This window comes from Thermotoga sp. 2812B, from assembly GCF_000789335.1.
Lineage (GTDB): Bacteria > Thermotogota > Thermotogae > Thermotogales > Thermotogaceae > Thermotoga > Thermotoga maritima.
In genome coordinates this window covers 1,778,123-1,789,773 of sequence record NZ_CP003408.1, presented here as the reverse complement: position 1 = coordinate 1,789,773, position 11,651 = coordinate 1,778,123, and the positions used below count along the sequence as shown (strand labels likewise).

Genomic DNA, 11,651 nt, shown 5'->3' with positions numbered 1-11,651 from the left:
CGATGAAAACATTCCTTGAAAGTCTCAATTCCCAGTCCAGGAAGTTGTAATCTACCTTCTTGAACAAAAGACCGTTCACAGCTTCCCCCTTAACTCCCTGAAGAGGATAAATTTTTCATTCCTAAACTGGTCAAAACCCTACTTTTCGAGTTCGATTTATTAGAATTTATAAAAATTTACAAAAGCTTTGATTTCCTTGAATTTTTCACAAAACGTTAGTTAACGTCGAACTATATCTTTTGAATTTTGACAAACTATGGGGAGAGGAGTTGATGAAATAAGTGAGGAAGACGTAGAAAAGGCCTTGAAAAATTCAGAAAAACTGGAAGAGAAAGTAAGGTCAAACTCGATTTTTGCTAAACAATAGGTGAAAATAAAAATTCTCTTGAATCCTCTGAAAAATCGGTACAATGGAGAATACGTGGAGGGTAATAGCAGCGATAGTATTTGTTATTCTGTACATTCTCAATCCTTTTGATCTGATACCAGATATTCTGTTATAGGGATAACAGATGACATCACAGTTCTCGGTTTTGTGTGGAATGTACTGATCTTAGAGGACGTCAGAGATTACGCCGAATGGAAGACAATAAGAGGCCCTAAAATGAGAAAATTCTTCAGAGGGGTTTTCGGTGAGGAATGATGATAAAAACAAAGCCGCCTGGGAAGGCGGCTTTATCTTAAACAGAGTTCTTTCTCAAACCTGCTGAAGGACCTTTTTGACTTCCTCCAAAGATGGAATTTTGCCAGAGATGACAACTTTTCCGTCCACCGCTACCGCAGGAGTCGCTACGACACCTCTTGAGACGATCTCGTTTATGTCTTGAACCTTTTCAACGACCGCGTCGATTCCCAGTTCTTCGATTGCCATTCTCACGATCTTTTCTGTTTGTTTGCACCTCGGACATCCTTTTCCTAGTATCTCCACCTTTTTTGCCATGCTATCCCTCCTTTTAAATTGCTCCGTATATCAGCCCAAACAGAGTGGAAAAGACAACCACAAGACCAAAGTAAGTGAAAGCCTTTTTCCTTCCAAGGAGCTTTGTGATAACGATCATACTCGGAAGGCTGAGGGAATTACCGGCCATAAGAAGAGCAAGGGTTGGTCCCTTTGCCATTCCAAGTTCTCGCAAAGCCTGAACTATTGGAACTTCCGTAAGAGTGGCAAAGTACATGAGAGTTCCTATGACGGATGCTACGAGGTTGGATAAGAAGCCATTGCTTCCAACAAGTGCTGTTACCACCTGCTGTGGCAAAAGTCTGGTCAGAACACCCGCGAAGAACACACCGATGAAGAGATATGGCAGTATTTTCTTTGCGAAGTCCCAGGTTTCGTACAGCCAGTTTTCAACGGTGTCTCTTTTGAAACCAAACAAAGCTATGAAAAGTGCGGAGATTCCGAGTATTGTCATCAGGGAATATTTGAAGGTCCGGTTGATTCCAAGAGAACTCGTTACCAGAAATCCAAGCTGTATCAAGAAGAATATTATTCCTCTTACACCGTACTGATCGTCATCAGAGGTGAACGCGAGTCCACCTTCACCCCTTTCCTGATAGATCATTTCCAGGATCAATCCTATCAAGACAGCCGCTGTTATCGTTGCAATGAGACGGGCAAGTCCCAAATCCCATCTGAGAACTCGTGCTGTCAGAAATATCGCTGCGATGTTTATGGCAGGCCCGGCAAACAAGAAAGTGGTTGCAGGGCCTATACCCGCACCTTTTTTGTAGATCCCTCCAAAGAGTGGAAGAATGGTGCAGGAACAAACAGCCAGAATACCACCGGAAATCGCAGCGACAGGATAAGAAATGATCCTTCTGGCATTTGGACCGAGAAGTTTCAAAACGGCATCCTTTTTGAGCATTACCGATATCGTTCCGGCGATGAAGAATGCGGGAACAAGACACAGGAGAACGTGTTCACGTGCGTATTCATGGAGCAAATAGAATCCGTTCAGGATACTTTGATCGACAATCGGATGCCCGAACGGAACGAAATAGAAAGCCACAAAGATCAGCGCGATCAGGATGAAGGTTGCCAAGTTTCTCACTCCTTATTCAGTAAATTTGGTAAAGAGCAAGAGTTAACGGCCTTAACACCATATTCCTTTCTCGCACGTTCGAGAATGGTTATAAGGAATGGATATTTTTCGATGAATCTTTCATCGATCGAATAGTAAACGAAGGAATCTTCTCTGCGAGATTTGGCAATGCCGTGGTTTTTGAGAACGTGAAGATGCTGTGAAATATTCGGCTGAGTCGTTCCTATACTTGCCAGTATCTGACAAACGCACATCTCCTTTTCCAAAAGAAGAGTTAAAATCTTCAGTCTGGTTTCGTTTGAAAGGATATGGAACAACTCGTGAAGCTTCATATAACCATCTCCTTATATAACTGATCACTTATATACTACTAGAAAACATAAACTTCATCGTTTAAATTGAGTAACGGATAGAAGACCTGCGGGTTACGAAACGAGTAATAAAAAAGCGCAGGAGAGCCTGCGCTTTTTCAGTCTTTCCAGTCGAGGAGTCTCTTTTCTCCTTCGAGTTCTTTTATCCTTGTGATGTCTTGCACCACTTCCAGTGTTCCCAGATAGTTTCCTTCTTTGTCCAGAACCGGGAAATAGCGTATGTGGATCTTTCTGCCACCCATGTTGATCCAGAACTCCGCAGGTTCTTTTCTTCCCTCTTTGAAAGCCTTGAGGATTTTGTTCACGATATGAACACTTCTTGGGGGGTGACAAAACTGAACCGGTCTTCCGAGAACGGTGGGTGTTCTGTGGAAGATTCTGTGACCACCAGAGAAGAAACGTACTCTTCCGTGTTTATCCACAAAGGTGACATCGAACGGCAGTGTTTTGAAAATAGCGTTCAATTCTTCTAAAGATAGATAACCACTTTCTATTTTTATGTCGTTGTCTCGAACCAGTGAATATTCTGTGTCTGGCGTGAGCATTCCGGCAACCCTTTTGATCTCATCGGGAAGTTTCTCGTAAGTTTCAGGTGAGACAACGGGATCTATCTCGTGAGGAAGGAGAGGTTTCTCAGGAGTTTCCCACTCTCCAGTCACTTCAATCTTGTAGTATCCTATGTCTTTTTCCAGTATCCTTACTGCTTTCCATTCACCATCGGTGAGGAGCACCTTCAGCGTCGGATAGAGTATGTTGTTTTCTCTGAAAACCATGTCTGAGAGCATCCTTGAAAGTTCCAGGGCTTCTTCTTTCAGTCGTTCATCGGATTCTTCTTTCTTCAAAAGATTGAGAAGGAGTCTTATCTTCAATCTGATCTCGTCGTGTTTGGACCAGAGGACCGTTGGAACGGCTGTGATGCCTCTTCTCTCAATGTATGGGAATATCAGCATCTCTTCCCTCGTGTAATGGGTGAGACCTATCCTGTGAAGCTCCAAGACGTGCTGAACGAGTTTTTCATAGAACTGTTTCCTGCGAGGATCGTCTTTTGGAAGAGAGAACGTGCTGGAAGCAAGTAAACTCAAAGCTTCCGCATCTTTGAGTATCTGTTTGTTCTCCTCATAGAGCGTTCTCAACGGGTGTCCATTCGGGAGTTTTTCTACTTCTCTGCCGGCTTCTGACACGGCTCCTCTGAAGAACTCAACATGAAGATCGCACATTTTGATGATGTCTCTTACATCTATCTCACCGCTTTTCAGCAATTCCTGCTCGATGACGGGTATCTCGAACGGTGGAATCTGTGAGAGTAACTCTCCGAATTGTTTTTTCAAAGATTCCACGTCTTCACCTTCGTGGAGTTTTTTCAGCACTTCCTTAAAAAGTTCTACTTTTTCTCTTTCCATAGAGATCCTCCTCCTTTAATTATTCTCGCCTAATTATCGATTCCGAACATATTGTAGCACAGAAGCACCATTATCTGCAATCAATAAAGGATCCTCGTGTAAGGTTCTTCCCTCAGCTTCTTTACATCCTGTGAAGGGGAAACACCGAAGAATCTTTTGTACTCTCTGCTGAACTGAGAAAGGCTCTCGTATCCAACCTGATAGGCTGCGGTTGTGGCATCGCTTTCTGTCATGAGAAGTTTCCTTGCCTCGCACAACCGGAGTTTCTTCTGATACTGAAGGGGAGTCATGCCGGTGAGAGTCTTGAAATTTTGGTAAAAACTCGATACACTCATTCCCACCATCTCGGCAAGCTTTTTCATGTTCACGGGTTCGCTGAAATGTTCTTTCAGATAATTCAGTGCTGTTACTACAACAGCTTCATTCGCGCAGAATCCTCTCAAAAACCGGATCAACTATTCTGTATCCGCTCTGCGTTTTTTCTATGAAGGACATCTTTTCCAGAGTCTTGAGGAGAGAGTACAATCGGGAGTCACCGATGAAGTCGCCTTTTGCGCGGAAGATGTTTTTCAGGGCAGACCAGGTGTTTATTCCCCTTGCGATCTGTCTCAATATGAATGGATACCTTTCGCTCCTTTTTCTGAGCTCTTCCATTTCCTTTTCAAAAAGAGCCTTCACGGCATGGAACACCTCTTTCAGTGCTTCATCTTTTTTCTTCTTTTCGAGGTACTTCACTCCAAAAAGGACAAGATACCCCACTATACCGTCTATTTCTCTCACAATTTCTTCCACGTCGAAGTTGATCTTCTCTCCCACTTCGCGGAAGCCTTCCATGAGGAAATCCACGGATTGATCGAAGGTGAACGGTCTCACCGTGAGAAAACCTATTCCACGGCCATGGAGGGGTGAGCTGTAGTCTTCGAGTTTCAAAAAATCGTGAAGAACGCCGACTTCTGAACCACTGATGATGAAGCGCACGTTTTCGAAGTTGTCGTAGCAGTAGGCAAAGAGTGCCAGAAGATCGTTTCCACCGCGAGAACCGTAGTATCTGAGATACTGCGCCTCATCGAAGAAGATGACTATCTTTTTCTTCCGCCTCTTTGCCGTTTCGTTCAGCTTTTCGAGAAGATCGGAAAGACTGAATTCCTTTGGATTGAGTTCTATCGATGTTCCACTCACTGTGATTCCACGGACCCTCTTGAGAACGTTCAGAAGTTTCTGAGATTTCGATATTCTGGACAGCTCCTCTCCGAGAAACCTTGTGAGATGATGGGACGAGATGTTACCCCCCGATGTCTCGTAGAGTCTTCTTCCGTCCACGGTTATGTGTAGAAGATCGCTTTTGTTCAGAAAGACTTTCACAAGGGAGGACTTTCCAACCCGCCTCAGGCCGGTGATCACAACGATCGGATAGGTTTCGAGCAGTTTTTCGAGGTCTTTCAGTTCTCTTTCTCTATCGAAGAGATCTTCCTTTTTCGTCTTGGGAGTAAGGGAGAAAAGCAAGTCGATCACCTCCATTCTTATCATATCACTTCTGGGGTCGGAAGTTGCTTCCGGGGGCGGAAGTTACAAAAGTTTCTCTTTTTGACTTTCTGGAGTGATAATATAATGGTGAAAAGTATGATTTAGATGAAAAGCTGTCTGGGGAGATGAGAAGATGATAAGGCCCGAATATCTTCGCGTTCTTCGTAAAATATACGACCGACTGAAAAATGAGAAAGTGAACTGGGTAGTTACAGGTAGTCTCAGTTTTGCGCTGCAGGGAGTTCCTGTTGAAGTTCACGATATCGACATTCAAACTGATGAAGAAGGAGCTTATGAAATCGAACGCATTTTCTCTGAGTTCGTAAGCAAAAAGGTCAGGTTTTCTTCCACGGAAAAAATCTGTTCTCATTTCGGTGAATTAATTATCGATGGAATAAAAGTTGAAATTATGGGAGATATTCGAAAACGGCTCGAAGATGGAACCTGGGAAGATCCCGTAGATTTGAACAAATACAAAAGGTTTGTAGAAACACATGGAATGAAAATACCGGTTTTATCCCTGGAGTATGAATATCAGGCATATTTGAAACTGGGCAGGGTAGAGAAAGCCGAGACGTTGAGAAAGTGGTTAAACGAAAGGAAGGGGTGATACATTGATCAAGAGGTTGTTTTTTGCCGTCGTTCTTTTACTTGTTGCAGAACTCTTCTCCGGTGTTCTCCACTTCGAGCACGCGGATGTTGTTTATCCAGAAGGATACTTTGAAAACGCCGTTCTTGTTGGAAACATCTTCGAGGCGATCAGGCCGAAGGTGATAGAGCTCGTTGGAAACGACCCGGGACGGATAACTATTGTCCTCAAAGACAGGGGCACCATCTCGAATGGCTACACGATGCCTTTCTTTCATAAAACGATTGTGGTCTACCTGTGGCCCCCTGAAAGCTGGCTTTCCTTTCGCCTTTCTCTCGAGGACTGGTACGCTTACGTTCTCATTCACGAATTCTCCCACATGTGCCATCTCACCTATCAGGACGAAATAGGAAAGACGGTAACAAAACTCACGGGAATTCCTCTTTATCCCCAACTCTTCAGCGACCTGGTGGAGGGTGTTACCGTTTTCAACGAGAGCTCTTTCTCGATCTCATCTGGAAGACTAAACAATCCTTTTTTCTCGAATGGTCTGTTCTACTACTCACTTCCCAACTTTCCATCTCCTGGTTACATAAAAGTAGCACCCGATGACGACTACAGAGACGGGCTTCTGTACTACAACTTCACAGCCGGGTTTTACAGCTACCTTGTGGAGACGTACGGCCTTGAGAAAGTGAAGGAGTTTTTCAGGGAAACTTCCAAAACGTTCAGTACTTTTGCCTTTGAGGGTTTCAAGGACCCATACGAGAAGGTCTTTGGAAAAACGCGCGAAGAGATCTACACGGACTGGATCTATTCTCTCACAAAACACGAGTACCCTCAGGGAGATCTTGTATACAGCGCAAAAAACACCTGGCTTCACAAGATCGATTTGTACGGGGACCATCTGGTTGTCCTTTCGGAAGAGTACGGGCCCTCCACTTCGTACACGGGGATGAAAAAACAGATTTTGAAGATCCTTGACCTGGATGGGAAAGAAGTTCAGAAGATTCCCGTGAGAAACGTTCTGGACGTGAAGATCGATGGAGAGAAGATCTACGTGCTCACCAAAGAAAAATCTTTCAACCGTTACGAAAATGTCCTGTGGGATGTGAAGGGTGGAAGACAGATTTCAAAGGGGAACATAAGCGCTTTCGATGTGGAAAACGGAAAGGTTTACCTTGCCTTTTACGATACGAAGACAGGAAAAGCAACAATAGAAGGATCGGAGTTTCACACCACGCTCGACGAATTCATAAGGTACATGGACGTATCAGATCGTTTTGTGGCGCTCTTCACAGAGAAAAACGACATTATCGTTCTGAAAACAAACGGAGAAGTCATCCTTGAACTGAAAAACGAAACAATGAAAGGACCGTACGTGAAGTTCTGGAAAGATGGAATAATATTCGTTCAGGTGGAAGGAGAACACACCGTTCCCTGCTACTACGATCTTGAGAAGAAAGAACTCCACAGACTTTCATCGAAGAGCCTCGTGGAAGATTTTGTGATCCAGGGAAGTGAAATTTACTACATAAGTTACATCCCATACGGCCAGACAGGGGGAACGGGTGTTTACAGAAAAGATCTGAGTATGGAACCTGTGGTGGTCGAAGTGAAAAAGAGTGAACCTTTTGTGATAGAAGGCAAAAAGTTTTCTACTGGAGACGAGTTCGGCTTCAGACTGAGAAAGTTTTTCCAGCCTGCGATGTGGTTTCCAGTGTATTTTGACAACGCTTTCTCTCTTTTCCTCATGTTCTCGAACGTGGAAAACAACACCTTCCTGTTTTTGATGCCGTCTGTTGATTTGAAGGGAAATTTCAATCAATACACCGGCTTTGTGGCTTCCAGGGACAATTTCACAGCGTACGGTGAATACTCCTCTTCTGGGGATTACAGTTTCGGTTTGACGGGGGTTTTAGGTGATTTTCCTGTTTCCGCAAACACACGACTCGACGTTACCTTTGAAATGAACTTCAGTTCGACCCAAACATCTCTGAACAGTGAAGCAGGAGCCGCTAACAACATTGGAGTGGGTGTCGATCTCAGAACGTATCTGCTGGATATGCCTTCCTCTTTGAAGGTGTCCCTGAATCTTCTCAATGACGACCTCTCACACCTTTTCGATCTGAACAGTTTGTTCTGTTTCGCTGGCCTGACTTCAGCGCTTGGAAAAGACGGAAGTTTCTCCGCAAACATCAAGTTTCAGCTTTTAAACTCGGAGGATTTCTCCTACGACGTGTCTTTTGCCCAGACGCTTTTCAAAAACAGTGCAGAGCTTTTCGATGGTTTTATTCTTCTCAGAAACACGGGGAACACGTTGGGAATCGCTCGACTGAGATTTTCCAATGGAGAAGAGGAGCACGTTATCTATGATCACCTTTTCCAAGAGGTGTACATGGAAGGGCTCAAGTTCTATATCACAGTTGGCGGATTTTTGAACATGAACGATATTTCCTCCGGTAGTTTCTACGTGGGAATAAGTACCAGTCCGAATGGATTACCTTCTATTTCACTTTTCATAAGAAACTGAGTGGTAAAATATTAATGCGAGAAGACACATAGAAAAGGAGGTGGCATTAATGATTGTAACAAAAAGGCATGCGATCGTGCTGAAGAAGCTCTACGAGAAGGGAGAAGAGTTCAGCGTAAAGGAATGGGAGGACTTCGACAGAGAAACGCTGTGGCACCTTGAACTTGCTGGCCTGGTCAAACCCGTCGGTGTTGAGATGTACGATCTGACCTTTTCTGGTAACATCCTTGGAGAACTCCTCACGGACATGATAAGAGAAGGTGTCTTGAAGAATCCTGAGGAATGGGACGACTCGTTCAGGTGGATCGGCTCCGAAGTCATTTCCATGATCAGATACTCGAAGCTGGCTCAGTCGAGAGTGAGAGGAGAAGTCGCTAAAGCGCTTGAAAAGAGAGGATTCGCGAAGGAAGGAAATCTCACGCCTTACGCTTATACTCTCGATGAGATTTACCATGCGTCACATCCCAGACTGGTTGTGAACTTGAAAGTTGCGGAGTACCTGAGAAAGATGGTGGAGGGTCCGGGGGAGTCCAGCACGCTTCCTGTGGGAGGAGATGAACTCCTTCAGCTTGAAGCGATGAGGATGATAGCCTTCTCTGTTCCAAGGTCTGATGTTTACGCTCTCACAGGACTCGGACAGCAGATCAGGGCGGCACTCAGAAAGGGTCTTGTTGTGACGGATGAACTGATTCTCGACGAACTCATTCTGGACACTGTCGCGAAGGCTTACGAAGGGAACCAGTTGAGTGATTTTGAAAGAAACGCACTTCTCGAAAGAGGCCTCATTGACTGGACGGGAGAGCTTCACCCAATGGCGGAGCATCTCTACCTTGCGTGGAAGATATACAAAAAGGGTCCTTACCTCATGACCCCCGCTTTCCAGATCTCGGAGGACGAAGCGAGGCTCCTGGAAGTGATCGTCAAGCTCTGGAAGAGGCATGAAAAGGAAGATGATGTCTTCCCAGAACCGAAGCAGATAGAGAAGGCAGTGGACTGGGAGTGGAAGAGAAAGGATCTCACCGTGAAGCTTGCACTCTACAACCTTGAAGGTTTCGGCCTTTTGAAATCGAGAGAACACAAACACGGAGCAAGGAGGACGCTCGTTTACGAGTTGACCAGCTATGGTGAAGAAGTGCTTGAAGATCAGAGAAAGAGCCTCAGGAGTGTCACGGCTGTCGGTGTGAAATCAATTACCATGACGAAGAAAGAATTCGCAGCTCCAAACATGGAATGGTATGAACAGGCAAGAAAAGAAGGCCTCGTCAGCGATGCTGCTCCCACTTCTTCTGGTCGTCTCTACGCGAGGCTTTCTGTCGAAGCCGAGAGAAGACCGCTCATAACGAACACAGAAATGAAGGTTCTCAGAAAGGTTCCGTACAAAGCGGGTGTTTTCATCGAAGATATGAATCTTTCAGAAGAGGAAAGAATAGCACTCGACAGTCTCGAAGCGAAGAATCTGGTGGAGATTTTGCCCACAGACGTTGTCACGCTCACAGAAGCGGGTCAGCTCATGAAGAGAGCTCTCTCTGCTGTTTCCGATGATGTGGAAGCACCGGTGACACCCCTTGTGATCAGACTTCTTCAGGCTATAAGAACACACGGCGGACTTCAGATGAGGGAGAAAAGGATCAGGATAAACCCGGAAAGCTGGAAAGTCGTAGAAAGAGAACTCGGTGTCGACCCGGAAACTTTCGATGATACAGTCAACCTCGCCAGAATATCTAAATTCATCACAGAAAACGCACTGACAGAAGCGGGAGTAGCACTACTTCAGGCAGTGGATGAACTAGCAAGAAAAGAGTATCCATGGGTTGAAGTTTGATGAATACAAAGCCCCACCTTCCCGGTGGGGCTTTTTTCACGGATAGATACCTCTCTTTTTCGTGGCGTACGCAACTCGATCGATCGCAAGAATGTAAGCTGCTGTTCTCATATCGACGTTGTATTTCTCCTTTACTTTCATAACATCGTTGAATGCTCCTTTCATCATCTTTTCAAGGGCGTTTCTCACCTGATCCAAATCCCAGAAGAAGCTCTGAAGGTCCTGAACCCATTCAAAGTAAGAAACCGTAACTCCACCGGCGTTGGCGAGTATGTCTGGTACCACAAGAATTCCTCTTCTGCTCAGGATTTCGTCGGCTTCAGGTGTTGTGGGACCGTTTGCTCCTTCCACCACGGCTTTTGCCTTTATTCTTTCCGCGTTTCCAGCGTGGATAGCACCTTCCAAAGCTGCAGGGACGAGAATGTCAACATCCAGTTCCAGAAGTTCTTCGTTGGTTATTCTTTCACCCTTCGGATATGTAACGACCGTTCCGTGTTCTTTTTTGTATCTGATCAGCTCCTCCACGTCGAACCCCTCGGGATTGTAGATACCGCCTCTGCTGTCGCTCACCGCAACGACTTTCGATCCGAGTTCTTGAGAAATCAAAAGAGCGGCGAACTGACCCACGTTTCCAAATCCCTGAACGGCAACTGTTGCTTTCTTTGGATCTATTCCCAGAACATCCATTGCAAGCCCTGCACACACCTTAACACCACGACCCGTGGCTTCTTCACGACCCTTTGATCCTCCCAGTTCCACGGGTTTTCCTGTGACAATTCCCAAAACGGTGTGACCCACATTCATACTGTATGTATCCATGTACCACGCCATCACATCTGCGTTCGTGTTTACATCTGGTGCAGGTATGTCGTTGTACGGGCCTATTATCACCTGAATCTCTGAGAAGAACCTTCTTGAGAGTCTTTCAAGCTCGTTTCTTGAGAGTTTCTTTGGATCTACCCTGACTCCTCCCTTCCCTCCACCGAAAGGCAGATTCATCACAGCAGTCTTCCATGTCATCCAGAATGCGAGGGCTTTCACCTCATCGAGTGTGACATCGGGGTGGTACCTGATACCACCTTTGGCTGGACCTCTCGCAACGTTGTGCTGCACACGGTATCCTGTGAAGACTTCGACGTGGCCGTCATCCATTCTCACTGGGAATTCAACGATCAAAACACGTTTTGGTCTTCTGAGAACCTCTGCAAGGTCTGATTCCAGATCCATGAGTGATGCGGCACGGTTGAACTGTTCAACTGCCATCTCGTAGAGGCTTTTCTCCGGCATACATTTCCCCCCTCGAACAGAAGTATGCGATATAAACCATATCGTTACCTATTGTATCATTTTTGGAAACAAAAATAAAAATT

11 protein-coding genes are annotated in these 11,651 nt (G+C 45.3%); 4 read left to right on the top strand and 7 right to left on the bottom strand.

From position 1 onward, the window contains the following. Positions 1-410: 410 nt before the first annotated feature. Positions 411-503: a DUF1232 domain-containing protein gene (locus T2812B_RS09915; protein WP_081501912.1), complete on the top strand. Its 93-nt coding sequence runs from the start codon at positions 411-413 to the stop codon at positions 501-503. A gap of 194 nt (positions 504-697) precedes the next feature. On the opposite strand, the gene T2812B_RS09180 is transcribed toward T2812B_RS09915, so the two are convergent. The 6 genes from T2812B_RS09180 to T2812B_RS09155 all read right to left on the bottom strand — a co-directional run bounded on the left by T2812B_RS09180 (position 698) and on the right by T2812B_RS09155 (position 5,316). After that, positions 698-940, bottom strand: a complete 243-nt coding sequence (locus T2812B_RS09180) for a thioredoxin family protein (protein ID WP_008193318.1) — start codon at positions 938-940, stop codon at positions 698-700. Between the two features lie 13 nt (positions 941-953). Further along, on the bottom strand, positions 954-2,042 hold the full coding sequence (locus T2812B_RS09175; RefSeq protein WP_008193320.1) for a permease: 1,089 nt from the start codon (positions 2,040-2,042) through the stop codon (positions 954-956). 5 nt (positions 2,043-2,047) lie between these two features. Continuing rightward, entirely contained in the window at positions 2,048-2,374 is a 327-nt protein-coding gene (locus T2812B_RS09170) for a metalloregulator ArsR/SmtB family transcription factor (protein ID WP_008193322.1), read from the bottom strand. A gap of 137 nt (positions 2,375-2,511) precedes the next feature. Next, positions 2,512-3,813 (bottom strand): DUF438 domain-containing protein, encoded by a 1,302-nt coding sequence (locus T2812B_RS09165; protein ID WP_008193324.1) that lies wholly within the window; start codon positions 3,811-3,813, stop codon positions 2,512-2,514. 80 nt (positions 3,814-3,893) lie between these two features. Then, complete coding sequence (locus T2812B_RS09160; protein WP_008193326.1) at positions 3,894-4,256, bottom strand: AraC family transcriptional regulator; 363 nt, start codon at positions 4,254-4,256, stop codon at positions 3,894-3,896. Beyond that, the gene (locus T2812B_RS09155) at positions 4,234-5,316 is read right to left on the bottom strand and encodes an ATP-binding protein (RefSeq protein WP_008193328.1); all 1,083 of its coding nucleotides are present in this window, start codon (positions 5,314-5,316) and stop codon (positions 4,234-4,236) included. The genes T2812B_RS09160 and T2812B_RS09155 overlap by 23 nt, the downstream gene beginning before the upstream one ends. Positions 5,317-5,470: 154 nt before the next feature. Between T2812B_RS09155 and T2812B_RS09150 the strand changes: the two genes are divergently transcribed. Genes T2812B_RS09150 through T2812B_RS09140 form a run of 3 tightly spaced genes read left to right on the top strand, consistent with a single transcriptional unit; the run spans position 5,471 to position 10,281 of the window. After that, positions 5,471-5,947, top strand: a complete 477-nt coding sequence (locus tag T2812B_RS09150; RefSeq protein ID WP_004080525.1) for a hypothetical protein — start codon at positions 5,471-5,473, stop codon at positions 5,945-5,947. A 4-nt stretch (positions 5,948-5,951) separates the two neighbouring features. Then, on the top strand, positions 5,952-8,459 hold the full coding sequence (locus tag T2812B_RS09145; protein ID WP_008193333.1) for a hypothetical protein: 2,508 nt from the start codon (positions 5,952-5,954) through the stop codon (positions 8,457-8,459). Between the two features lie 49 nt (positions 8,460-8,508). After that, positions 8,509-10,281: a DUF505 domain-containing protein gene (locus T2812B_RS09140; protein WP_008193335.1), complete on the top strand. Its 1,773-nt coding sequence runs from the start codon at positions 8,509-8,511 to the stop codon at positions 10,279-10,281. Positions 10,282-10,317: 36 nt separating this feature from the next. Here the strand turns inward: T2812B_RS09140 and gdhA are convergent, their stop codons facing one another. Then, entirely contained in the window at positions 10,318-11,568 is a 1,251-nt protein-coding gene (gene gdhA / locus T2812B_RS09135) for a glutamate dehydrogenase (RefSeq protein WP_004080520.1), read from the bottom strand. Positions 11,569-11,651 lie beyond the last annotated feature (83 nt).

Bases quoted from the DNA above. Each gene is read 5' to 3' on its own strand.
- T2812B_RS09915 (WP_081501912.1), top strand. From the start codon at position 411: ATGGAGAATACGTGGAGGGTAATAGCAGCGATAGTATTTGTTATTCTG.
- T2812B_RS09180 (WP_008193318.1), bottom strand. From the start codon at position 940: ATGGCAAAAAAGGTGGAGATACTAGGAAAAGGATGTCCGAGGTGCAAA.
- T2812B_RS09170 (WP_008193322.1), bottom strand. From the start codon at position 2,374: ATGAAGCTTCACGAGTTGTTCCATATCCTTTCAAACGAAACCAGACTG.
- T2812B_RS09165 (WP_008193324.1), bottom strand. From the start codon at position 3,813: ATGGAAAGAGAAAAAGTAGAACTTTTTAAGGAAGTGCTGAAAAAACTC.
- T2812B_RS09150 (WP_004080525.1), top strand. From the start codon at position 5,471: ATGATAAGGCCCGAATATCTTCGCGTTCTTCGTAAAATATACGACCGA.
- T2812B_RS09140 (WP_008193335.1), top strand. From the start codon at position 8,509: ATGATTGTAACAAAAAGGCATGCGATCGTGCTGAAGAAGCTCTACGAG.
- gdhA (WP_004080520.1), bottom strand. From the start codon at position 11,568: ATGCCGGAGAAAAGCCTCTACGAGATGGCAGTTGAACAGTTCAACCGT.